The 21,821-nt window shown below is 58.5% G+C and carries 22 protein-coding genes and 1 pseudogene; 11 read left to right on the top strand and 12 right to left on the bottom strand.

The genetic code is table 11. The features are described 5' to 3' along the window. The first annotated feature begins 270 nt into the window (after nucleotides 1–270). Nucleotides 271–1,494 carry an argininosuccinate synthase gene (locus tag BTN45_RS12285; RefSeq protein ID WP_004443869.1) on the top strand — a complete coding sequence of 408 codons (1,224 nt, stop codon included), beginning with the start codon at nucleotides 271–273 and terminating at the stop codon, nucleotides 1,492–1,494. A 53-nt stretch (nucleotides 1,495–1,547) separates the two neighbouring features. On the opposite strand, the gene BTN45_RS12280 is transcribed toward BTN45_RS12285, so the two are convergent. From BTN45_RS12280 to BTN45_RS12270, 3 genes are all read right to left on the bottom strand, one after another. Continuing rightward, the gene (locus tag BTN45_RS12280; RefSeq protein WP_004443867.1) at nucleotides 1,548–2,744 is read right to left on the bottom strand and encodes a multidrug effflux MFS transporter; all 1,197 of its coding nucleotides are present in this window, start codon (nucleotides 2,742–2,744) and stop codon (nucleotides 1,548–1,550) included. A gap of 5 nt (nucleotides 2,745–2,749) precedes the next feature. Next, nucleotides 2,750–3,208, bottom strand: a complete 459-nt coding sequence (locus tag BTN45_RS12275) for a MarR family winged helix-turn-helix transcriptional regulator (RefSeq protein ID WP_006698248.1) — start codon at nucleotides 3,206–3,208, stop codon at nucleotides 2,750–2,752. A gap of 134 nt (nucleotides 3,209–3,342) precedes the next feature. Next, nucleotides 3,343–3,699 (bottom strand): hypothetical protein, encoded by a 357-nt coding sequence (locus BTN45_RS12270; protein ID WP_234704069.1) that lies wholly within the window; start codon nucleotides 3,697–3,699, stop codon nucleotides 3,343–3,345. Nucleotides 3,700–3,937: 238 nt separating this feature from the next. Here BTN45_RS12270 and BTN45_RS12265 point away from each other — a divergent pair, with 238 nt between their 5' ends. From BTN45_RS12265 to ppa, 4 genes and pseudogenes are all read left to right on the top strand, one after another. Continuing rightward, on the top strand, nucleotides 3,938–5,998 hold the full coding sequence (locus BTN45_RS12265) for a M3 family metallopeptidase (protein WP_207588070.1): 2,061 nt from the start codon (nucleotides 3,938–3,940) through the stop codon (nucleotides 5,996–5,998). 149 nt (nucleotides 5,999–6,147) lie between these two features. Next, nucleotides 6,148–7,970: pseudogene (gene typA, locus BTN45_RS12260) on the top strand (translational GTPase TypA). Between the two features lie 208 nt (nucleotides 7,971–8,178). Further along, nucleotides 8,179–8,685, top strand: a complete 507-nt coding sequence (locus BTN45_RS12255) for a GNAT family N-acetyltransferase (protein ID WP_006698245.1) — start codon at nucleotides 8,179–8,181, stop codon at nucleotides 8,683–8,685. A 157-nt stretch (nucleotides 8,686–8,842) separates the two neighbouring features. Continuing rightward, a complete protein-coding gene (gene ppa, locus BTN45_RS12250; RefSeq protein ID WP_004443856.1) occupies nucleotides 8,843–9,376 on the top strand; it encodes an inorganic diphosphatase in 534 nt (177 codons plus the stop codon). Between the two features lie 6 nt (nucleotides 9,377–9,382). Here ppa and BTN45_RS12245 read toward each other — a convergent pair whose 3' ends face one another. Together BTN45_RS12245 and BTN45_RS12240 are read right to left on the bottom strand one after the other, a co-directional pair. Further along, complete coding sequence (locus BTN45_RS12245; protein ID WP_167497186.1) at nucleotides 9,383–9,688, bottom strand: DUF167 domain-containing protein; 306 nt, start codon at nucleotides 9,686–9,688, stop codon at nucleotides 9,383–9,385. Continuing rightward, nucleotides 9,685–9,975, bottom strand: a complete 291-nt coding sequence (locus BTN45_RS12240) for a YggT family protein (protein WP_004443850.1) — start codon at nucleotides 9,973–9,975, stop codon at nucleotides 9,685–9,687. The genes BTN45_RS12245 and BTN45_RS12240 overlap by 4 nt, the downstream gene beginning before the upstream one ends. 244 nt (nucleotides 9,976–10,219) lie before the next feature. Here BTN45_RS12240 and BTN45_RS12235 point away from each other — a divergent pair, with 244 nt between their 5' ends. Beyond that, on the top strand, nucleotides 10,220–11,452 hold the full coding sequence (locus BTN45_RS12235) for an MFS transporter (RefSeq protein WP_004443847.1): 1,233 nt from the start codon (nucleotides 10,220–10,222) through the stop codon (nucleotides 11,450–11,452). Nucleotides 11,453–11,567: 115 nt separating this feature from the next. Here the strand turns inward: BTN45_RS12235 and BTN45_RS12230 are convergent, their stop codons facing one another. From BTN45_RS12230 to hemC, 6 genes are all read right to left on the bottom strand, one after another. Continuing rightward, the gene (locus BTN45_RS12230; RefSeq protein ID WP_035207930.1) at nucleotides 11,568–12,299 is read right to left on the bottom strand and encodes a glutamine amidotransferase; all 732 of its coding nucleotides are present in this window, start codon (nucleotides 12,297–12,299) and stop codon (nucleotides 11,568–11,570) included. Beyond that, nucleotides 12,289–12,777, bottom strand: coding sequence for a TerB family tellurite resistance protein (locus BTN45_RS12225; RefSeq protein ID WP_004443844.1), 489 nt, complete (start codon nucleotides 12,775–12,777; stop codon nucleotides 12,289–12,291). The genes BTN45_RS12230 and BTN45_RS12225 overlap by 11 nt, the downstream gene beginning before the upstream one ends. 14 nt (nucleotides 12,778–12,791) lie before the next feature. After that, a complete protein-coding gene (locus BTN45_RS12220; protein WP_004443842.1) occupies nucleotides 12,792–14,408 on the bottom strand; it encodes a heme biosynthesis protein HemY in 1,617 nt (538 codons plus the stop codon). Between the two features lie 4 nt (nucleotides 14,409–14,412). Further along, nucleotides 14,413–15,855 (bottom strand): COG4223 family protein, encoded by a 1,443-nt coding sequence (locus BTN45_RS12215; protein WP_207588068.1) that lies wholly within the window; start codon nucleotides 15,853–15,855, stop codon nucleotides 14,413–14,415. 74 nt (nucleotides 15,856–15,929) lie between these two features. Next, on the bottom strand, nucleotides 15,930–16,670 hold the full coding sequence (locus tag BTN45_RS12210) for a uroporphyrinogen-III synthase (protein WP_173614894.1): 741 nt from the start codon (nucleotides 16,668–16,670) through the stop codon (nucleotides 15,930–15,932). A 4-nt stretch (nucleotides 16,671–16,674) separates the two neighbouring features. After that, nucleotides 16,675–17,604, bottom strand: coding sequence for a hydroxymethylbilane synthase (gene hemC, locus BTN45_RS12205; RefSeq protein ID WP_112765633.1), 930 nt, complete (start codon nucleotides 17,602–17,604; stop codon nucleotides 16,675–16,677). A 73-nt stretch (nucleotides 17,605–17,677) separates the two neighbouring features. Between hemC and tsaD the strand changes: the two genes are divergently transcribed. The 5 genes from tsaD to BTN45_RS12180 are packed head-to-tail and all read left to right on the top strand — an operon-like array spanning nucleotide 17,678 to nucleotide 21,171. Beyond that, nucleotides 17,678–18,775 (top strand): tRNA (adenosine(37)-N6)-threonylcarbamoyltransferase complex transferase subunit TsaD, encoded by a 1,098-nt coding sequence (gene tsaD / locus BTN45_RS12200; protein WP_207588066.1) that lies wholly within the window; start codon nucleotides 17,678–17,680, stop codon nucleotides 18,773–18,775. Further along, nucleotides 18,775–19,758 (top strand): NAD(P)H-dependent glycerol-3-phosphate dehydrogenase, encoded by a 984-nt coding sequence (locus BTN45_RS12195; RefSeq protein ID WP_112553184.1) that lies wholly within the window; start codon nucleotides 18,775–18,777, stop codon nucleotides 19,756–19,758. Before tsaD ends, BTN45_RS12195 begins: the two co-directional genes overlap by 1 nt. A 17-nt stretch (nucleotides 19,759–19,775) precedes the next feature. Further along, nucleotides 19,776–20,069, top strand: a complete 294-nt coding sequence (locus BTN45_RS12190) for a YciI-like protein (protein WP_004443827.1) — start codon at nucleotides 19,776–19,778, stop codon at nucleotides 20,067–20,069. A gap of 6 nt (nucleotides 20,070–20,075) precedes the next feature. Continuing rightward, the gene (locus BTN45_RS12185) at nucleotides 20,076–20,519 is read left to right on the top strand and encodes an EVE domain-containing protein (protein WP_004443825.1); all 444 of its coding nucleotides are present in this window, start codon (nucleotides 20,076–20,078) and stop codon (nucleotides 20,517–20,519) included. 7 nt (nucleotides 20,520–20,526) lie between these two features. After that, entirely contained in the window at nucleotides 20,527–21,171 is a 645-nt protein-coding gene (locus BTN45_RS12180) for a methyltransferase (protein WP_207588057.1), read from the top strand. On the opposite strand, the gene BTN45_RS12175 is transcribed toward BTN45_RS12180, so the two are convergent. Next, a complete protein-coding gene (locus BTN45_RS12175; RefSeq protein ID WP_162699303.1) occupies nucleotides 21,172–21,540 on the bottom strand; it encodes a hypothetical protein in 369 nt (122 codons plus the stop codon). Between the last annotated feature and the right edge of the window lie 281 nt (nucleotides 21,541–21,821).

The raw sequence follows: 21,821 nt of genomic DNA, 5'->3' as shown, positions 1-21,821 counted from the left end.
AACGTTGCTTGAACCTGAGTGGCTTCATTCACGGTTTTCAAGTCGATCGCGCCGCTTCATCATAAAGCGCGAATTTTCTAAATGCATGTGACAAAGGCTTCGTTCCCCTCGGTGTAGCTGTCGTCACGTGCGTCACGCGTGTCCATCAATTGTTTTGTCGCTTATCTCACGGAAAAGCGCTTCACACATTTCGGGTTGCACTGTAAAAGTGCCGAAATCCCAAGGAAATGGCGGTGTCCCGATGCCGTCATCATGCAGATGGACATCACTATGGCACTCCCGAAAGACGTAAAGAAAGTCGTTCTCGCCTATTCCGGCGGCCTCGACACCTCGATCATTCTGAAATGGCTTCAGACGGAACTCGGCGCTGAGGTCGTTACCTTCACCGCCGATCTCGGCCAGGGCGAAGAGCTTGAGCCGGCACGCAAGAAGGCCGAGATGCTGGGCATCAAGGAAATTTTCATCGAGGACGTCCGTGAAGAGTTCGTGCGCGATTTCGTGTTTCCGATGTTCCGCGCCAACGCCGTCTACGAAGGCGTCTATCTGCTCGGCACCTCCATTGCCCGGCCGCTGATTTCCAAGCACCTGATCGAAATCGCCAGGAAGACCGGCGCCGACGCCATCGCCCATGGTGCGACCGGCAAAGGCAACGACCAGGTCCGTTTCGAGCTTTCGGCCTATGCACTGAACCCTGACATCAAGATCATCGCCCCGTGGCGCGACTGGACGTTCAAGAGCCGTACCGACCTCCTGAACTTTGCCGAACAGCACCAGATTCCGGTTGCCAAGGACAAGAAGGGCGAAGCGCCGTTCTCCGTCGACGCCAACCTGCTGCACTCCTCTTCCGAGGGCAAGGTTCTGGAAGACCCGGCGGTGGAAGCTCCTGAATATGTGCATATGCGCACGATCTCCCCGGAAGCCGCTCCCGACAAGGCAACCGTCATCAAGGTTGGTTTCCGAAAGGGTGATGCCTGCTCGATCAATGGTGTCGAGATGTCGCCTGCGACGCTTCTTGCCACGCTCAACAATTATGGCCGCGAAAACGGCATCGGCCGTCTCGATCTGGTCGAGAATCGCTTCGTCGGCATGAAGTCGCGCGGCGTTTACGAAACGCCCGGCGGTACCATCCTTCTTGCCGCGCATCGCGCCATCGAGTCCATCACGCTCGACCGGGGTGCTGCGCATCTGAAGGACGAGCTGATGCCGCGCTACGCCGAGTTGATCTATTACGGCTTCTGGTTCTCGCCCGAGCGCGAAATGCTGCAGGCCCTGATCGACAAGAGCCAGGAGCATGTGGAAGGCGAAGTGACGCTGAAGCTCTATAAGGGCAACGTCATGGTAACCGGCCGCGAGAGTGCCAAGTCGCTCTACTCCGACGCGCTGGTGACCTTTGAGGACGACCACGGCGCTTATGACCAGAAGGATGCGGCAGGCTTCATCAAGCTCAATGCGCTGCGTCTTCGCACGTTGGCAAAGCGCAATCTCAGCAAGTAATTCTGTTCTTGAAAAAATAACGAAACCCGCTGGTGGTGACACCGGCGGGTTTTTCATGTCGCTCTTCTGGAGACAATGCGGAAGCCGATGTAGCTGGCAACGGCCGTGAATTCCATCATGGGAATGATGACGCCGAAGCCGGTCAAAGGTGAACCGATGAGGGAGGCTGCAGCACCGCCGGCGAAGCCCGATCCCATCTGGATAAATCCCATCATGGCCGATGCCGAACCGGCGATATGCGGGAAGGGAGCAAGCGCTGCTGTCACCATCGAAGGGGTCAGCAGGGCGATGCCGACAGTTGCGACTGCAACGGGCCCCATGATCGAAAGGAACGATGGCGGCATCAGGAAAACTGACAATAAAATAAGGAGGCCGCCGGTTCCGGAAAAACAGAGGCCGATCACGACCGAGCGCCGGTCACCCAGTCGGGGCGCGATGTAACGCAGCGCAATCGAGCCGAAGAAGTAGGCGCCTGTCTGCATCAGCATGCCGATGCCGAAGGCGGTGGGTGTCATGCCGACCTCGTTGATAAGGATGAAAGTCAGCATGGTGGCCTGCGCATAAAGCGCGCCGATGGAACCACCAAGCACCAGTGCAGCCAGAAGGAAACGTGGCGCGCTGAGCAGCGTGCCATAGGCCGACAGGAGCCGCCTGGGCCGGATCAGGCTCCTGTCCGGAACCGTTGTTTCCCGCAAAAAAATCACGACGGATAAAATGGCGATGGCTCCGAGGCCGACCATCAGAAAAAACACGGATTTCCAGCCGAAAGCCGCGAGTGAAAGTCCACCGATCGTCGGTCCGAGGGCAGGACCGACCGCCAGCATGATACCAATGAGATTCATGATGCTGGAGGCTTCGGCGCCGGTAAACTGGTCGCGCACCACGGCACGCGCCACCGTCATACCGACCGAAGCACCGATGCCCTGAACCAGCCGGGCGAAAAGCAGCACTTCGATCGTCGGCGCGGAAATGGCCACCAGGCCGCCGCCCAGAAAGATCAGGAGGAAGACGATGCTTGCCTTTCGCCGACCGAAGGCATCCGATGCCGGCCCGGCGAGCAGTTGCGCCAGCGCGAACCCGGCAAAATAGAGGGACAGGCTGAGCTTGACGGCGGACTGGTCAGTGGCAAAAACCCGCGTCAGTTCCGGCATGGCGGGTGTGTAAATCGCCATGGATATGGGCGCAAGCGCCGTCAAAAACGCACCAAGCATCGCCGTGCGTTTCGTGGACATGATCGGTTTTGGCGACATGGTGATCAGCCGTTCTGCCCCGGTTGTTCCGGCTGCAGATTGTCACGAAGGGTTTGCAGAAAGTGGCGGAACAGCGCCACCTCCTCGTCATTCAGGCCCTGGGTGGCGTGGCGGACGAGTTCATCTATTTCCTGCCGCACGGCTTCCAGCATGTCGGCTGAGGATTTGGTCAGCACAATACGCTTGGAGCGTCTGTCCTGCGGGTCCTGCTGCCGCTCGATGAGATCGAGGGACTGCAACTTATCAAGATAGGCGCAGATCGTCATGGGTTCTATTCCGAGGCGAGCGGCGATGTCCGACTGTTTGCTGCCGTCAACGACAGCGACCGTCAGCAGTGCGCGCGCCTCGCCGGGGGTCAGGCCCAGTCCGGCCTCGGATATACGGCGCTCAAAAGCACTGTTCAGCAGGCGTGCACCGCTGTTCAGCAGAAATGCCAATGAATCTTTTTCGCGTTTCGTGCCCATGCTTCGCCTTTTCGTAAGTCAGCCTTACTAAAATCCGGGCGATAATCAATGGTACACAAATCATATTACCGAAAATCGAGTAAACTATATGTCACTTCCATTGCGGTGTGCCCCGCAACGCGGTTCAGGGGCCGTCACGCCAAAGCAAAAAAAGACAGAACGTCCTGCATTTTTTCAACCTCGTCTGCGGTGCCGATGGAACGGGCAATTTCAGCTCGGTCGGAAAAATAGGTCAGGAAGTCGAATTCCGTGTCCTCGGTCACATCAGCTATGTCGATGACCTCACCGCTGGCACTAAGGGTTTGTGCCGGAAGTTCGGACGAAAGTTCAAAAAGGGTGTCCTGGCTGATTTTTCCCGCATGGTAATAATCTCGGGCGATTTCGCGCAGGTCGCGCGGGCTGATGCGGGTAAAATCTATCCCTCTTACCGTCTCTTCAAAGCCTGAGGCTGCATCGGATTTTCCGGCCTTGCCGAAATCGGCAATGCCCACGGATCTTGCGTTTCGGGAATTGTCCCTGAAAAGGAAATTATTAGACCCTTAAAGAATAAATCTCCATAATACATATCTCCGTCATGGGATATTATTTAAAGAAGCAGACCATGATGTCGTCATATCGGTCAATACTTGGCAATGAGGGCGAGTGCGTATTCCACACCAAATTCCGATATTGAATTGGCGGCGGCGGCGTGCCCATATGGCTAAACCGGAATTGTACGAGGAACATGAAATGCCATCTGAGACCGCGCTTTATCCCGCACTCGTTCACTGGAACGGTCACAATGGTCTGCCAAAATTCGATGCAGTCAGGGATGAGGATTTCGCTCCGGCCTTTGACGCCGCACTTGGTTCCCATGAGCAGGAGATCGATGCGATCGCAGCCAATGTCGAGGCGCCGACATTTGCAAACACTGTAACTGCGCTTGAGGTCGCGGGTGACGATCTTTCACGCATTTCGGCGCTGTTCTGGAACAGGGCAGGAGCGAACACCAATGGCGTGATCCAGGCGCTGGAGCGGGAGATTGCTCCGAAAATGTCGCGGCACTATTCTAAGATCGGCATGAACGAGGCTCTGTTCAAGCGCATCGATACCTTGTGGGAAAAACGCGAGACACTTGGGCTGACGGGTGAGGAAAACCGTGTTCTCGAACGGCACTGGAAGGGTTTCGTGCGCTCCGGCGCGAAATTGCCGAAAGACCGGCAGGAGCGGCTGGCGGCGATCAATGAGGAGCTGGCCGGTCTCGGTGCAAAGTTCGGGCAGAATGTACTGGCGGATGAAAAGAACTGGAAGCTCTTGCTTTCCACGGAAGAGGAACTTGCCGGCATTCCCGGTTTTCTGCGCGACGCAATGGCGGGTGCGGCCCGGGAGCATGGCGAGGATGGCAAGTTCGCCGTCACCCTTTCCCGTTCCATCATCGAGCCCTTCCTGACCTTTTCCGAACGTCGAGACCTGCGCGAACAGGCCTTCAAGGCATGGGTGGCGCGCGGTGAAAACGGCGGCGAGACCGACAACCGCGAGATCGTCCGCCGCACGCTTGAACTGCGCGAAGAGAAGGCGAAGCTTCTCGGTTATGTGAATTTCGCCGCCTACAAGCTTGACGACACGATGGCAAAGACGCCCGATGCTGTGAACGGCCTTCTGGGGCAGGTCTGGGAAAAGGCCGTTCGCCGCGCGGGTGAGGAGGAGGCTGAGCTTGCCGCCATCATCGCCGCGGAGGGCAAAAACCACGACGTTCTGCCATGGGACTGGCGACATTACGCCGAAAAGCTCCGCGCTCAGAAATTCAATTTCTCCGAGGCGGAACTGAAACCTTATCTGCAGCTGGAAAAGATCATTGAAGCCTGCTTCGATGTGGCCGGGCGGCTGTTTGGAATTCGTGCCGTCGAGGTCAGGGGTGTAGCCGCCTATCACCCGGACGTCCGGGTTTTCGAGATCCGCGACGACCAGGGCGATCTGAAGGCCATGTTCCTCGGCGATTATTTCGCGCGGCCCTCCAAGCGATCAGGCGCTTGGATGAGTTCGTTCCAATCGCAGCACAAGTTGCCGCTGAAAAATGGTACGGTTGGAGAAATCCCGATTATTTATAATGTCTGCAACTTCGCCAAACCGGCCGAAGGTAAGCCCGCGCTTCTTTCGCTTGACGATGCGCGTACACTCTTCCACGAATTCGGCCACGCGCTGCATGGCATGTTGTCCGATGTCACCTACCCCTCGGTGTCGGGAACGGGCGTATCGCGCGATTTCGTCGAATTGCCCTCGCAGCTTTACGAGCACTGGCTGACTGTGCCGGAAATCCTGGAAAAATACGCCCTGCATTATGAAACCGGTGCGGCAATGCCGAAGGCGCTGCTGGACAAGGTTCTGGCCGCACAGACCTTCAATGCCGGCTTCAGCACGGTGGAGTTTACCTCTTCGGCGATTGTCGACATGGCGTTCCACACGCGCGACAGCGTCGACGACCCGATGGCCGTGCAGGGTGAGGTTCTTTCAACGCTCAACATGCCTGAATCCATCGTCATGCGCCATGCGACACCGCATTTTCAGCACGTTTTCTCCGGCGACGGTTATTCCGCTGGATATTATTCTTACATGTGGTCGGAAGTGCTGGATGCCGATGCCTTTTCCGCCTTCGAGGAAACCGGCAATGCCTTCGATAGCGATATGGCGCGGCGGCTGAAGGACAACATCTACTCCGTCGGTGGTTCCGTGGATCCCGAGGAAGCCTATCTCGCCTTCCGCGGCAAGATGCCGAGCCCGGACGCGATGCTTTCGAAGCGCGGTCTCCTATAAGAGACTGTCATATTTCTGAGCTAGAAGCTGAGCGCAGGGGGCTTATGACATGAGCCCCCTTTCGCATTTGCAAAAAAAAGGTTATGAGCGCGCCAAACTAAATTGGCGTTTCTCATCAATATAGCGCCCAACCTCAGAGATTTTGAACAATGGCACTTCGCAACATCGCGATCATCGCGCACGTTGACCATGGAAAAACGACGCTTGTTGACGAGCTTCTGAAGCAATCCGGTTCGTTCCGTGAAAACCAGCGCGTGATGGAACGCGTGATGGATTCCAACGACATCGAAAAAGAGCGCGGCATCACCATTCTCGCCAAGGCGACCTCGATCGAGTGGAAAGATACCCGCATCAACATTGTCGACACCCCCGGCCACGCCGACTTCGGCGGTGAAGTCGAGCGTATCCTGTCGATGGTGGACGGCGCCATCGTTCTCGTTGACGCTGCCGAAGGCCCGATGCCGCAGACGAAGTTCGTGGTTGGCAAGGCGCTGAAGGTCGGCCTTCGCCCGATCGTCGCCATCAACAAGATCGACCGTCCGGATGCCCGCCATGAGGAAGTCGTCAACGAAGTCTTCGACCTTTTCGCGGCTCTGGATGCAACCGACGAGCAGCTCGACTTCCCGATCCTCTACGGCTCGGGCCGTTCCGGCTGGATGAACGTCAATCCGGAAGGCCCGACTGATGAAGGTCTTGCGCCGCTTCTCGATCTCGTCGTCAAGCACGTGCCGGAGCCCAAGGTCGAAGAAGGTCCGTTCCGCATGATCGGCACGATCCTCGAAGCCAACAACTTCCTCGGCCGCATCATCACCGGCCGTATCGCTTCCGGTTCGATCAAGCCGAACCAGGCGGTCAAGGTTCTCGGCCAGGATGGCAAGCTGATTGAAAACGGCCGCATCTCCAAGATTCTTGCTTTCCGTGGCATCGAGCGCACCTCGATCGAAGAAGCCCATGCAGGCGACATCGTCGCCATCGCAGGTCTCTCCAAGGGCACCGTCGCCGACACCTTCTGTGACCCTGCCGTCATGGAGCCGATGCAGGCGCAGCCGATCGATCCGCCAACCGTTACCATGTCCTTCATCGTCAACGATTCGCCGCTCGCCGGCACCGAAGGCGACAAGGTGACGAGCCGCGTCATCCGCGACCGTCTGTTCAAGGAAGCTGAAGGTAACGTTGCGCTGAAGATCGAAGAATCCGCCGACAAGGATTCCTTCTTCGTATCTGGCCGTGGCGAATTGCAGCTGGCGGTTCTGATCGAAAACATGCGCCGCGAAGGTTTTGAGCTTGCCGTTTCGCGTCCGCGCGTCGTCATGCACAAGGATGAGAACGGCCAGCTGATGGAGCCGGTCGAAGAAGTTGTCATCGACGTGGATGAGGAGCATTCCGGCGTCGTCGTGCAGAAGATGTCCGAGCGCAAGGCCGAAATGGTCGAGCTTCGCCCCTCCGGCGGCAACCGCGTCCGTCTGGTGTTCTTCGCGCCGACCCGTGGTCTGATCGGTTACCAGTCGGAACTCCTGACCGACACGCGCGGTACGGCCGTCATGAACCGCCTGTTCCACGACTACCAGCCTTACAAGGGCGAGATCGGCGGTCGCGTCAACGGCGTTCTGCTGTCGAACGAGTCGGGCGAAGCTGTTGCCTATGCTCTGTTCAACCTCGAAGATCGCGGCCCGATGATCATCGATGCCGGTGAGAAGGTTTATGCAGGCATGATCATCGGCATTCACAGCCGTGACAACGACCTCGACGTGAACGTGCTGAAGGGCAAGAAGCTCACCAACATCCGCGCCGCCGGCAAGGATGAAGCCGTGAAGCTCACCCCCCGATCAAGTTCACGCTGGAGCGCGCACTTTCCTGGATTCAGGATGACGAACTCGTTGAAGTCACGCCGAAGTCTATCCGTCTTCGCAAGCTCTATCTCGATCCGAATGACCGCAAGCGTTTCGAAAAGGCAAAGCTTGCTGCCAGCTGATCGGTTCGATCCCTGTTTCGAAAACCCGGCCTTGCGCCGGGTTTTTTATGCATTCTTTTTTATGTGTGCATGAGTCGAAAGGCGCTTTGCCAAAGGTTAAGGATGCGTTAATTTTTTCTGGTCGTCCACATGAATAGGCTGTGGGTAAGCTTGCCGGCGTTAACCTTTATGACTGGTAAGTTTCCGTGGCCGGGGCCAGAATCGCGTTATGAAAACGTTATCCATCGATGTTCGCCGTGCTGAACCGCATGATGCGCGCGCCATATCCGAGGCGCACCGTCTGTCGTGGCAACAGGCCTATGCCGGGCTTATCCCGCATCGGCCGTTGACGCAGATGCTCGAGCGCCGTGGCGAAATCTGGTGGAAAAAGGCAACCAAGGGTTCAGCAACCATGCTGGTGGTTGAAGTGGCGGGCGTTGTTGCCGGCTACGCGACGCTGGGCCTCAGCCGGGCGCGCGGACTGCCGCATGACGGCGAAATTTACGAACTCTATCTCCGTCCGGAATATCAGGGCATCGGCCTCGGATCACTGCTTTTCACGGAAGCGCGACGGTTGCTGACCTCGCTTGGCTGCAACGGTATTGTCGTCTGGTGCCTTGAGGACAGCGATGTAGCCAATCGCTTTTTCCGCTCGCATGGTGGGCGCGACATTGCCGAAGGAATGGAAGATTTCGGTGGCAAATCACTTCGCAAGGTCGGTTTCGTCTGGAACTGACGGCGCAAATTCCGGGATTGTCGTTTAGCGTCCGGTCGTGACCGCATCGCTGGCACCCAATTTATCCATTATGCCTTATATGCCCACAGCCGTGTTGCAATGCGCAGACTTTCCCAGTATCGAAAACCAAATCCAACCCGTCGAATGAGGGAAGCGAATGCGTATCGATGCAATTTCCGTAGGCAAAAATCCGCCGGAAGACGTTAATGTTATCGTTGAAGTGCCGGTCGGTGGACACCCGATCAAGTACGAGATGGACAAGGATGCCGGTGCGCTGATCGTTGATCGCTTCCTCTACACGCCGATGACCTATCCGGGTAACTATGGTTTCGTACCGCACACCCTGTCCGACGATGGCGATCCGATCGACGTTCTCATCTGCAACACCCGCCCGCTGGTACCGGGCTGCGTCATCAATGTTCGTCCCATCGGCGTAATGATCATGGAAGATGATGGCGGCAAGGACGAGAAGATTCTGGCGGTTCCGGTTCCGAAACTGACCCGTCGTTACGACAAGGTCAATAATTACACCGATCTTCCGGAAATCACGCTGAAGCAGATCGAGCACTTCTTCGAGCACTACAAGGATCTGGAGCCCGGCAAGTGGGTGAAGATGGGCGGCTGGCAGGATGTTGACGTTGCCAAGAAGCTGATCGTCGAAGCCATCGAGCGCTACAAGGCGCAGGGCTGATCTGGTCTAAAGCTTTTTCAATCGGTCTTCAAAATCCTCCGGGTCGGTGTCGATCCGGAGGATTTTTTTGCGCGCTGTTTCGCCCGAAACGAAGCTGATGGCGGTTTTGGGTACGCCAAGTTTCTTTGCCAGCAAAACAGCCAGGGCCTTGTTCGCCTTACCGCCTTCCGGCACGGCGCTGACCCGGGCCTTTAGCTGCGCGTTTCCGTCCGCATCAAGCTCCACGCCATCAATCGCGTCCCGCCCGCCATTCGGCGTGAGGCGAACGGAGAGCCGGATATGATCACCGTGTTTTTGCCAGCAGCCGTTCACGCGAACATCGGGTACAGCGTGTTCCACATGAAGGAGCGGATGAAGAAGATGATCAGGAGCACGATGATCGGCGAAATGTCGATGCCACCGAGATTGGGCAGAACGCGACGGATGGGGCGCAGAACCGGTTCCGTGACATTGAACAGAAAGCTGCCGATGGCGTTCACGAACTGGTTGCGGGAATTGATGACGTTGAAGGCGTAAAGCCATGAAAAAATGGCGCTGCCAATCAGCACCCAGGTATAGAGGTTCAAGGCCAGATCGATGGTCTGAAACAGGGCAAGCATCAATATCTCCGTATCTTGGTTGCAAGACATTTAGACATTCGTCGCTGAACCGGCAAGTGTTGCGCCGAATCGTAATCATCACCGGTTAGATCCACCTGCTGTGATCGTGGTCTAACTCATAACCGGGCGGCAGGATTTCACGCAAAAACCGCTCACACTTTGCGCGATCGCGATGGTGAGGGCTGGTGATTCCTGTCATATCGCTTTATTGCCATCACACATTTTCTTCGCGAGCACCCAGCCGATGTCTCTTCCTTCTGCCGAAAACCGTTTCGGTGCATTCCGGCATTCATCCTATCGACGTTTCTTCAGCGCCCGGTTTTTTTCGGCCTTTGCCATACAGATCGTCAGTGTTTCGGTTGGGTGGCAAATGTATGAAGTGACCGGCAATGCCTTTTATCTCGGCCTGATCGGTCTTTTCCAGTTTCTGCCGTCACTTCTTTTGATCCTTGTTACGGGAACGGTTGCCGACCGGCACAATCGCCGGCGTATTATGGCCATATGCCTGATGGTTGCGGCGCTCTGTGCCGTCGCTCTTCTGGCGCTGACACTCACGCACAGCTTTTCCCCTTGGCCGGTCTTTGCCATTCTTGTCGTCTTCGGCATAGAGCGCGCTTTCATGGGACCGGCGGTCCAGTCGCTGGCGCCCAATCTCGTGCCGGTGGAGGATTTGCCGAACGCCATCGCCTGGAATTCTTCTTCCTGGCAGATGGCCTCCATTCTCGGTCCCGTTGCCGGCGGCCTGCTTTATGGTCTCGGCGCCTCCGTTGCCTACAGTGTGGCGCTCGTGCTTTTTATCGTCTCCGCAGGACTTGCGGTGGCTATCCGCAAGCCGGAACAACGCGGCCCGGCAAAGGCGATCAGCCTCGAAACCATGCTCGCCGGGTTTAAATTCATCTCGCAGGAAAAGATCGTCCTCGGTGCAATATCGCTCGATCTCTTCGCGGTGTTGCTGGGTGGCGCGGTTGCATTGATGCCGATCTTTGCCAAGGAAGTGCTGACGCTCGGCCCGTGGGGCCTCGGGCTTCTGCGCGCGGCGCCCGGTATCGGCGCCATCACCGTCGCCGTTATTCTGGCATTCAAGCCCATTCGTCACCATGCCGGCCTGCTGATGTTCGCTGGCGTTGGCCTTTTCGGCGTTTCAACCGTGGTCTTCGGACTTTCGCAAACCGCGTGGCTGTCCATCGCCGCGTTGGTAGTCATGGGCGCATCGGACATGGTATCGGTTTATGTGCGAGAAACGTTGATCGCGCTTTGGACACCGGATGAGGTACGCGGGCGTGTGAACGCGGTGAACATGGTCTTCGTCGGCGCATCGAACGAACTGGGTGAGTTTCGTGCCGGCACCATGGCTCACGTTGTGGGTGCCGTTCCAGCCGTTGTCATCGGCGGGGCTGGCACGCTCGCCGTGGCGGTCATCTGGGCGCTCGGCTTTTCCAAGCTGCGCAAGATCGACAATCTCGACGCGCCGCACTGACAGCGATGGGTCTCAGATCGTCTTGGCTTTTCTTCGAAGCGCAAAAACGATCTAACTTTTTGTTTTCACGGATTATCCGGACGTAAAGCCGCAGCGCATCTTTACCGGAAATGCTCTAGCGCTGCGCCTTGCCCTCAAAAACCAGATCCAGAAAATTGCTGAGCCATGCCCTGAGCGGCGTATCGAACAGCATGCGGCCTTCCAGATGCTGGCTGCCCACCTGGGCATTGGGCATGCCGAAACGCTGCGCGCCGCGCACCACCCAGCTATGCATCATGGCACGGGTCAGCTCGGCGTGAAACTGCAGGCCCCAGGCATTTTTTCCATATCGATAGGCCTGATTGGGGTAGGTTTCGCCCGATGCCAGAAGTTCGGCTCCACGCGGCAGCTCAAAGCCTTCGCGATGGAAGTGATAGACCATCTTCGGCCAGTGCGGCATCAGAAGCCGCCCATGTTCGGTGGCATGGAGCGGATACCAGCCAATCTCCACCTTGCCGTCCCTGTCGGCTTCCACCCTGCCGCCCAAATGTTTGGACAACATCTGCGCACCGAGACAGATGCCGAGAAAAGGCTTGTTTTCCTTCAGCGGCACTTTCAGCCAGTCGATTTCGGCTTTGACATAATCATGCGGATCATTGGCGCTCATCGGGCCGCCGAAAATGATGGCTCCGGCGTGTTTTTCCAGCGTCTGCGGCAGGTCATCGCCGAGCGCGGGACGCCTTACATCCAGACGATACCCTTTTTCCACCAGCATCTGGCCGACGCGACCGGGCGTGGAGCGTTCCTGATGCAGGACGATGAGCAGCGAAGGTTGTTGTTTCTGTTGCCTGGAGGGGTCAAACAGCATCGTCTTCGTTTTCGCTTTCTTCAGCGGGTCCGGACCTCGTGGCGGCCTGCTGACGTTGCAGGACCCTGTCGCGCACGGAAACACCCAGCAGATCCGCGACACGCCAGATCACATGGTCTTCCATCTCGCTTCGTTCGCCGTCAGCGTAAACAATATCCCATAATATGCCAATAAGCTCCACGCGCTGATCTTCATCCAGGTGGCGACGGATATCGGTGGTAAAGCGGTAATAATCGACTGCTTCCTTGCCGGCCTCCTGACCGGCGGCGAGAAGGGCATCAAGCTTGCCGCCGTCGAGATGATAATATTCATGCAGAATTTCGCGAAGACGATCACGCTCGCTTTTCGAGATGGTGCCATCGGCTTCCATGACCTGGAAACAGAGGGCGGCTACCGCCACCCTCAGATCATCGGGACTGAAATCACCTGCCTGCGGGCCGACGAGGTTCTGAATAAACGACTGTATTTGCTGGAACATCGATAGCCTGCTCGTCAGAAGAGTTTGAGCCGTGTCTTGGGTTCGGCTTCCGCGCCGGATTTCTTCACACCCGGATCATCTGGCGCACCGCCGAAAAAGGGCACTGCTTCGGCCTTTTCATTCGCCGCTTCGGTTTCCACCGGCGCTTCGATCGTGACGGGCTTTTTCTCCGTCGGAGCCGAAACACTCGGTTTTACCTCTATGGGCTCAGCCGAAGCCCGCTTTGGCTCCGCACGGGTCTCGGGCGCGGTTTCCACGACGACCGTCTTTACCGTCGGTTCGGTCCTTGCGGGTGCTGCGGCAATCGCGTTTTCGATTGTCAGATCTTCAACAGGGCCTTCCAGCTGCCCGAAAGGCGCTTTCCATTCGAAGGCATCGAGACGACCCGTGACAGGCGAGACCGGCAGCCATTTTTCAGAGACGATACCGTCGGCGACCCATGCCGGATCACGCGGCGCGCGCAGTGCCTGCGCCATCCAGTAGCGCACACGGCCCTGATCCCCGGTTTCGGCCTCCTCGATATCGGCCATCAAGAGGAAGATGCTTTCGCGCGGCTCGATCCGGGCGGCGGCCTCGGCCTTCGCCCGGGCCTTGGCGAATTCCTTGGCGTCGAGCGCCGCCTGCGCCACTGCAAACAGGGATTCGATGTTGTTGGGCTTCAGACTTTCAAGCCGCTCTGCCCGCTTCAGACGGTCGATGGCGGTATCGCCGCTGCGGGCGCGTACGTAAAGTTCGGCGATCTGCGGATGCGGATCGTTTTTCCAGACGGGTTCAAGAATCGCGGCGGCCTTGCGCAGATTGTCTTCGCGCAGGTAGGACTTTGCCGCGATAAGCGCTGCCGGGACGAGGCCTTTTGCAAGCTTGAGAGCGTGCTTCGCGTCCTCGCGCGCACCTACCGGGTCACTTTCCAGTTTCTCGCCGGCCTTGGCAGTGAGAAGCACGGCTTTCAGCCGCTCCGCCTCGCCGCGTTCGATGACGCTGGCCGCCTTCTGCTGATCAAGCAGACGGATGGCATCGTCCCACTGTCCGTTGCGGCATCGGTTTTCCAGCGTCGCCTGTGCCGCCCATGGCAGATAGGGTGCTTTTTCCGCGGCGTCCTCGGCATATTGCTGGGCGGCTTCGTAAGCGCCCTGACGACGTGCCTCGATATAGAGGCCGCGAAGGCCGAGTTCACGCGTTTCGGGATCACGCGCCATGGCCTCGAACTTACGGCGCGCCTCATCATATTTGCCTTCGATGAGATCGGCCTGTGCATCGAGCAGGTGAATCAGCGGCTCCTGATCGGCACTCAGTAGTCCCTGCGTGCGGGCCGTCATCTTCCGTGCAAGAATGGCATTGCCAGCGCCAGCGGCGATGAGGCCAGTGGAGAGCGCCTGATAACCGCGGTCGCGCTTGCGCGCGCGGAAATAACGACGGGCGGCATTAGGCGAAGTCCATACGGCGTTGACGATCCACCAGAGCAACATGGCAGCAGCGATGAGCGCCGCGATGATGGAGGCTGCGACCATCAGGCTCATTTCGATCAGCTGACCTTGCCAGACGATGGAAAGGACGCCCGGCCTGTCAGCCAGCCAGGAGAAACCGAAACCGAGGGCCAGAACGATAACGGCGAAAGTCAGAATTCTGGTCATGCCCTTACCCCTGCCTGCCGGTGCTGGTGATGGCGCGGTTCAACGTGCCGCCCACCAGATTTTCGACCTCGACGCGCGCATCCAGAGATTTCTTGTAATCGGCGGATGCCGTCTTGGCGGCATCCGGAAGACCGTTCCACTCAAGTGCCGCGCCCTGAAGATCGCCATTGCGCAGCTTGTTTTCCATGCGTGCGATCCTGGCTTCGGGGGTTTCGCCTTCGATGTTTCCGACGGGTCGCACCTTCACCAGCGAAAAGGCGCTTTCGGTCAGGCGTTCCATGATGCCCTGATTGGGGTCAGGCTGGTTTATGGCTGAGAGCATCGCATTGGCGACATCGGGGAACTTCTGCATCAGCTCCGAGCGTGATGGTACGCCGGTTGCGGCGAAGGATTGCAGCGATGCGATGGCCGGATCGTCGGGCGTTACCTTGGACAGGGTATCGAGTTCCGTCAGGAACGGTCCACCGCGATCGATCGCGGCCTTCAGCGCGGCCGATGCTATAGCGCGGGCAACTTCGATATCGTCGCGCGGCTCGTTGATCTTGGCTTCAGCATCAGCGAGACGGCGTGTCAGTTCCGCTGTCGCCGAAGTCTGCGCAGACCGTTCCGACTGGAGAGCCGCTTCGAGGGCGGTGATTTTCTCTGACAGCCCATCGACCTGCGAGGCCTCCCCCTTCACGCCTTCAAGGGTTGCGATGCGCTGTTCCAGCGCCGAGGTGTCGGAGGCTGGCGCATTGGCAAGCTGCTGGCGCAAGCTGTCCAGATCGGTTTTAAGGGCAGCGATTTCCTCGCTTCCCGCCTTGCCTGCATTAAAGGAGGGCATGCCTGCATATTGCATGCTGCCGGCGGCGGCGAGCGCCACAAGGCCGCCGACGATACCTGCCGCGATCAGGCCCGAGGTCGCCGCCTGTTTGCTTTCGACCCGCTGCGGTATGGAGGGCTTTGCCGGTCCTGAGGACGAGGTCGCGGTCGAAGGCTTTGCCGTGGTGGCGCCGCCGGATGCGCTGGTGAAGGCTGTGGATCCGGAGGCGGGCTTTGCTGTTGCAGCCGAGGCAGCGCTCGTGTGGGCGGTGCCTGTCGAAGATTTAGTATCGGCTTGAGGCGGAGCGGAGGAGGGCGAGACAGGCGTTTTCTGTCCGTTATCCAGGTTCTCCGCCTTCGGTGTCGCCGCCACGGCGTCCGCTTTCCCGACATTGGGCTCGGGCTCGAGAGGGGGTCTCTTTGGCTGATCCCATATCGGTGCGGCATTGCTTGTTGCGGTTGCTTCCGATCTGATATCCGAAACTGCGGAATCCGCTGCGGTCTCCGGGGTTTTGTCACCGGGCTTTTTGTCGGTCTCGGCGGCATCCACGTCGGCGGAAACTGCTTTCACGTCTTTGGCGTCCAGGTCGATCGTGACCGGTTCGGCTTTGGACTTGGAGTGGCGTGGCGGCTTTCCCGATACCATGACAACCTCATTTCTGCCTGCAGTACTCTTAAACCTAGTCAGTGACGGCGGCAAAGGAAAGAGGCGAGCTCGAATTAGGTTCCAGAGTTGCGGTGCAGAAGTTCAAACATTGCAGCCTCGCTCGGCTCTTTGGCGGCAACCGCGTTTACGCGGAAGATTTCCGGAACGAGAGAAAACACGTTGCGGCTGATGCAGATGAATTGTGTTCTCGCCAACGCCTTTTCGTATTTTTCTGTCGATACATGATGGAAAAATGCCCGCGCCGCTTCCGATGAATAAAGCAGGACCACATCCGCCGCGTTTTTCACCAGGGCCGTTTCGAGCACAGTTTCAGGAACGTTGCAGGGCAGCATCTCGTAACAGTCGACCGTTTTGAAGGCAATGCCGGCGGCGGCAAGGCCTTCCTCGAAGACGGCGCCACGGGGTCGGCCGGCGAGATAAAGCAGGGGTTCTTTCTCGGAAAACAGGGCCGCGCGTTCAGTCACCAGCGCGTTCAGACTTACGGCGTCGCCGGAAGCGGTGAGAATGTGTTTGAAACCGGTTTTTTCCGCCGCTTCAGCCGTTGCCCTTCCGACGGCGAACAGCGGTTTTGATAGATTGGGAACCAGCCGGTGTCGTGATGTCTCCAGTGCCCGCAAAGCCTCTGCGCTGGTCACGGCGATGGCCGCCATTGGGTGCGACAGCGCCGAGATGGCGCGCTCGTGATGATGGACGGGATAGAACAGCGGCAGTAGCACCGGCGTGTGGCCGAGCGCTTCGAGTTTTGCGGCCGTACTTTCGCCCGAACGCTGCGGCCGGGTGACGACGATCCGCATTGGCTCAGCCCCAGCCTTCGAAGAAACTGCTGCCTGCCTTGGCGCGTACCTCTTCGCCGGCCTGTTGGCCCAGTCTCGCCGCATCCCTGCGGTTGCCGGAGATTTCGATGCCATGGCTCGTCTGGCCATCGGGGGTGAGGATGAGGCCGTAAAAATGCAGTTCCTCGCCGTCACAGGTGGCATAACCGGCAATCGGCGTGCGACAGGAGCCGTCAAGCGCCGCCAGAAAGGCGCGCTCACAGCTCACTGAATCATGAGTGGGCCTGTCGTTTATAGGCGCGAGCAGTTCGTCCATGCGCGTATCGTCGATGCGGCTTTCCACGCCGATTGCGCCTTGGGCTGGAGCGGGAGGGAACTCCTTCGGGTCAAGAATTTCCGTGGGAACATTGTCCTTTCCGAGCCGCTTCAGGCCGGCAAGGGCAAGAAGTGTCGCGTCCGCCTGGCCTTCCTCCAGCTTACGCAGCCTTGTATCGACCTGACCGCGAAAAATGATCACGCTCAGATCCGGCCGCAGGCGACGGATCAGCGCCTGGCGACGCAGGGATGCGGAGCCGACCACGGCGCCATGCGGCAGTTCGAGCAGCTTCGGCGCGGTGCGGCCGATGAAGGCGTCGCGTATGTCTTCACGCGGCAGGAAGGCGGACAGATAAAGGCCTTGCGGCAAAACGGTCGGCATGTCCTTTGAGGAATGCACGGCCATATCGAGTTCGCCTGACAGGAGCTGGCTTTCCAGTTCTTCGGTAAACAGGCCCTTGCCGCCGATTTCGGACAAGGCGCGATCGGTTATCCGGTCGCCCTTGGTGGATAGCACGACAATTTCGAACATGTCTTCCGGCAGACCATGCGCCGCCATCAGCCGGTTGCGCGTCTCATAAGCCTGCGCGAGCGCCAGCGGGCTGCCGCGCGTGCCGATTCGGAAAGGTTTTGTTTGCATCCGCGTCTATCCATTGTTACCGGAGTTGTCTTAGACCAACTCCGCGCATGATCGCAATGAACGAACAGATGTGATGACCCCCTTTCTTCGTATCCTCGGCATAGAGACAAGCTGTGACGAAACCGCTGCATCCATTGTGGTTCGGCATGCGGATGGGCGCGGCGAGATCGTCTCCGACGTCGTTTTGTCGCAGCTCGAGGAACACAGCGCCTATGGCGGTGTGGTGCCGGAAATTGCCGCACGGGCCCATGTCGAGGCGCTGGATACGCTCGTGGAAGAAGCGCTGGAGCAGGCGGGCGTGGCCCTTGCCGACGTCGATGCCGTTGCTGCTACCTCCGGCCCCGGGCTGATCGGCGGCCTGCTGGTGGGCTTGATGACGGGCAAGGCCATCGCAAAAGCAGCAGGCAAGCCGCTTTATGCGATCAACCATCTGGAAGGACATGCACTGACGGCGCGCCTCACCGATGGTCTATCTTTTCCCTATCTGATGCTGCTCGTGTCCGGTGGCCATACTCAGCTGGTGCTGGTGCGTGGCGTTGGCGATTATGAGCGCTGGGGCACCACCATCGATGATGCGCTCGGCGAGGCCTTCGACAAGACCGCGAAACTTCTCGGCCTGCCCTATCCCGGGGGGCCTGCGGTTGAGAAGGCGGCGGCAAAGGGCGATCCCGACCGCTTTCCGCTTCCTCGTCCGATGGTCGGCGAGACCAGGCTCGATTTTTCCTTTTCCGGCCTGAAAACGGCGGTAAGGCAGGCGGCGACCGCGATCGCGCCGCTGTCCGAGCAGGACATTGCCGATATCTGCGCATCGTTCCAGAAAGCGGTCTCACGCACACTCAAGGACCGGATTGGCCGTGGTCTTGCCCGTTTCAAGCAGGAGTTTCCGCATATGGAAACCCAGCCTGCGCTCGTCGTCGCAGGCGGCGTTGCGGCCAATCAGGAAATCCGCCAGACGCTGCAGTCGCTTTGCGATACCCATGGCTTTCGTTTCGTTGCGCCGCCGCACCGGCTCTGCACCGATAATGCGGCCATGATCGCATGGGCCGGGCTGGAGCGAATGGCCGACGGCCGAGAAGCCGATCCGCTGGAAATCCCGCCGCGCTCGCGCTGGCCGCTCGACGGCAGTGCGGAGACATTGATCGGTTTCGGTAAAAGGGGAGCCAAGGCCTGATGCAGCGGGAGAAAATCGTCGTCATCGGCGCTGGCGCCTTCGGAACTGCGCTTGCCGTCGTCATCGCGCTGGAAAACCGGCACGACGTGATCCTGCTCGGCCGCGATCCATCCCTGATGGCCGACCTCAGGAGCGACCGCGTACATGAGGCGGCGCTGCCTGGCGTCGAACTGCCGGATGTGCTTGAATTTTCCGCCGAGCCGGATGTTCTGACCAGTGCCGGCATCGTCCTCTTTGCGATGCCTTCGCAGGCTCATGCCGATGCGGCTCGTCATTATGGTCCTTATCTGGCTAATGACTCGATCGTCGTTACCTGCGCGAAGGGTATCGACCGGAGTTCCGGTCGGCTGCTCACGGAACTTCTGGAAGCGGAATTGCCCCGTCATCCGATCGCGGTTCTCTCCGGTCCGGGCTTCGCGGCCGATATTGCGCGAGGTCTACCGACGGCCATGGCGATTGCGGCGGAAGATGCAACAATAGCCGAGCGGCTTGCGACCACGATTTCCGGCAAGACCTTCCGGCTTTATGCCTCGACAGACCGCATCGGCGTGCAGCTTGGCGGCGCACTGAAAAATATCCTCGCCATTGCCGCCGGCATCGTTGAAGGCGCGGGCCTTGGTGATTCCGCCCGGGCGGCGCTGATATCGCGCGGGCTTGCCGAAATGTCGCGTCTCATCGTTGCCATGGGCGGCAAGGCCGATACGGTACGCGGCCTCTCCGGTCTTGGCGATCTGGTGCTGACCGCCACCAGCCACCAGTCGCGCAACCTGCGTTTCGGCATCGCGCTTGGCCGCGGTAACGGCAAGGACATGTCCGGCGGGCTGGTAGAGGGTGCCTTTGCGGCTGCCGTCGCCGCCCGGCTGGGAGAAAGTCACACCGTGGACATGCCGGTTACCGAAGCGGTGGCCGCTATCATCGACGGAAATCTGGATGTGGCGAGCGCCATGCAACAATTGATGACACGGCCCATCACAACCGAATAAGGCATAAGGAGACGAAAATGCTGTTCGCTTTTATCTGCAAGGACAAGCCCGGCCACCTGAACGTGCGCATGGAAACGCGCCCGGCGCATCTGGAGCATCTGAACAGGCTCAATTCCGAGGGCACGCTGAAGATCGCCGGGCCTTTTCTCGATGCCGAAGGCAAGCCGAATGGCAGCCTCGTCATCGTGGAAGCCGCCGATATCGATGCGGCCAAGGCTCTTGCCGAAGCCGATCCCTATGCAAAGGCTGGCCTGTTCGAAAGCGTGGACGTGAAGCCCTATAACTGGGTCTTCAACAATCCGGGAGCTTGAGCGGGCATGGCGAATTATTGGCTTTATAAGTCCGAGCCGTTCAAATGGTCGTGGGAGATGCAGAAGGCCAAGGGGGAGGCTGGCGAAGAGTGGACCGGCGTGCGCAATTATCAGGCGCGCAACAACATGCGCGCCATGAAGATTGGCGACAAGGGCTTCTTTTACCACTCCAATGAGGGACTGGATGTTGTCGGCATCGTCGAAGTCTGTGCGTTGTCGCATCCGGACTCGACCGCCGAAGGTGATCTGAAGTGGGATTGTGTCGACATTCGCGCCGTCTGCGATATGCCGCAGCCGGTTTCGCTAAAGGATGTTAAGGCCAATCCGAAGCTGGCGAATATGTCGCTTGTCACCTCCATGCGGCTTTCCGTGCAGCCGGTGACGGAAGAGGAGTATCTTGAGGTCTGCCGCATGGGCGGGCTCGCAAATCCTCCGAAATCCCCGGATTGAAGCGTCGGTGAGGACCGATCCCGAACGCTTCATCCTCGACAATACCGGCATCATGCATCCGCCTCATGTGCCGGAACTCTCCCTTCATCTCGCGACCGAAGCGCATGAGCTCTGGCTGAAGACGGAAGAGGAACTGGAGCAGATTGGCTTGCCGCCGCCTTTCTGGGCTTTTGCCTGGGCCGGCGGGCAGGGTCTTGCCCGTTATGTGCTCGATCACACGGAAAGCGTAAGCGGCAAGCGTGTGGTGGATTTTGCCAGCGGCTCCGGGTTGGTTGCCATAGCTGCTGCAAAGGCCGGCGCTGCGACCGTGCTTGCCGCCGATATAGATCCGTGGACGGAAACGGCTGTTCGCATGAATGCAGGCCTGAATGGGGTTGATATCGGCTTTACCCATGTCGATCTGATCGGCCGCGCCATTGAGGCTGATGTCCTGCTGGCAGGAGATGTCTTTTACGACCGGGCCTTTGCGGATCTCCTCGTGCCATGGTTTATAAACCTGACTGACCGGGGCGTCAGCGTTCTCGTTGGCGATCCAGGCAGGGCGTACCTGCCGAAACAGCGTCTTGAGGCCCTTGCGACCTATCAGGTTACCGTCAGCCGTGCACTGGAAGACAGCGAAGTGAAGAAGACCACCGTCTGGCGTTTCCTCTGATCAGGGGCGAATAATGCAGACACCGTGCTGGTAAACGCAGGCATCATGCTCATTATCGGTATTCACGGTAATGATTTTTGCTCTGGGCGCCGGCAATAAACGGGGTCCGGTCGTGGCAATCTGCGGCGATATTCCGCTGCCGGTCGCGAAATAATTGCCGTTCCCTCGAACTCTTAGCGCGGAAATGCTTCCGACATAGGTGCCCCCAGGCAGCGTGGACGGCAGGCCGTCGGTTGAAAAGCTGACTTGCGATTGACTGTGACGATAGGAATTCCGACTATGAAAATCGCCCGCCAAAGAGGGCAGCGCGTAAGTTGAAATCCCGCCTGAAACGATCATGACCAAGGCAACGATTCGGTACTGTAACATGAGCTTCATGCTCCGGTTTTTTGAGTTAACCAATCGTAAATTACACCTTTTCGGAATTACGTAAAGGTAAATATTTTGAGGGCGTAAATCTTGGAAACGCTCGATTTTTTATTTTCATGCAAAAAAATTCCAAAAAAAATTCGCGAACCAATCGATTAAATTGGAATCCGCCATGAAATGTGCTTGTGGTGATGCGCCCATGTGATTAAACGTCGCGGTTGGTGCAATGCACATTCTTTCGTCATGTGCTGTTGCTTGGGGGCGTCCTGTCTTGTGGACGC

The sequence above is a fragment of the Rhizobium sp. ZX09 genome (assembly GCF_017357485.1).
Taxonomy (GTDB): domain Bacteria; phylum Pseudomonadota; class Alphaproteobacteria; order Rhizobiales; family Rhizobiaceae; genus Agrobacterium; species Agrobacterium pusense.
Note: the sequence above shows the minus strand (reverse complement) of the source record. Positions and strands in the feature narration are given on the sequence as shown.

Bases quoted from the DNA above. Each gene is read 5' to 3' on its own strand.
- BTN45_RS12285 (WP_004443869.1), top strand. From the start codon at position 271: ATGGCACTCCCGAAAGACGTAAAGAAAGTCGTTCTCGCCTATTCCGGC.
- BTN45_RS12280 (WP_004443867.1), bottom strand. From the start codon at position 2,744: ATGTCGCCAAAACCGATCATGTCCACGAAACGCACGGCGATGCTTGGT.
- BTN45_RS12275 (WP_006698248.1), bottom strand. From the start codon at position 3,208: ATGGGCACGAAACGCGAAAAAGATTCATTGGCATTTCTGCTGAACAGC.
- BTN45_RS12265 (WP_207588070.1), top strand. From the start codon at position 3,938: ATGCCATCTGAGACCGCGCTTTATCCCGCACTCGTTCACTGGAACGGT.
- BTN45_RS12255 (WP_006698245.1), top strand. From the start codon at position 8,179: ATGAAAACGTTATCCATCGATGTTCGCCGTGCTGAACCGCATGATGCG.
- ppa (WP_004443856.1), top strand. From the start codon at position 8,843: ATGCGTATCGATGCAATTTCCGTAGGCAAAAATCCGCCGGAAGACGTT.
- BTN45_RS12240 (WP_004443850.1), bottom strand. From the start codon at position 9,975: ATGCTTGCCCTGTTTCAGACCATCGATCTGGCCTTGAACCTCTATACC.
- BTN45_RS12235 (WP_004443847.1), top strand. From the start codon at position 10,220: ATGTCTCTTCCTTCTGCCGAAAACCGTTTCGGTGCATTCCGGCATTCA.
- BTN45_RS12230 (WP_035207930.1), bottom strand. From the start codon at position 12,299: ATGCTGTTTGACCCCTCCAGGCAACAGAAACAACAACCTTCGCTGCTC.
- BTN45_RS12225 (WP_004443844.1), bottom strand. From the start codon at position 12,777: ATGTTCCAGCAAATACAGTCGTTTATTCAGAACCTCGTCGGCCCGCAG.
- BTN45_RS12220 (WP_004443842.1), bottom strand. From the start codon at position 14,408: ATGACCAGAATTCTGACTTTCGCCGTTATCGTTCTGGCCCTCGGTTTC.
- BTN45_RS12215 (WP_207588068.1), bottom strand. From the start codon at position 15,855: ATGGTATCGGGAAAGCCGCCACGCCACTCCAAGTCCAAAGCCGAACCG.
- BTN45_RS12210 (WP_173614894.1), bottom strand. From the start codon at position 16,670: ATGCGGATCGTCGTCACCCGGCCGCAGCGTTCGGGCGAAAGTACGGCC.
- hemC (WP_112765633.1), bottom strand. From the start codon at position 17,604: ATGCAAACAAAACCTTTCCGAATCGGCACGCGCGGCAGCCCGCTGGCG.
- tsaD (WP_207588066.1), top strand. From the start codon at position 17,678: ATGACCCCCTTTCTTCGTATCCTCGGCATAGAGACAAGCTGTGACGAA.
- BTN45_RS12195 (WP_112553184.1), top strand. From the start codon at position 18,775: ATGCAGCGGGAGAAAATCGTCGTCATCGGCGCTGGCGCCTTCGGAACT.
- BTN45_RS12190 (WP_004443827.1), top strand. From the start codon at position 19,776: ATGCTGTTCGCTTTTATCTGCAAGGACAAGCCCGGCCACCTGAACGTG.
- BTN45_RS12185 (WP_004443825.1), top strand. From the start codon at position 20,076: ATGGCGAATTATTGGCTTTATAAGTCCGAGCCGTTCAAATGGTCGTGG.
- BTN45_RS12175 (WP_162699303.1), bottom strand. From the start codon at position 21,540: ATGTTACAGTACCGAATCGTTGCCTTGGTCATGATCGTTTCAGGCGGG.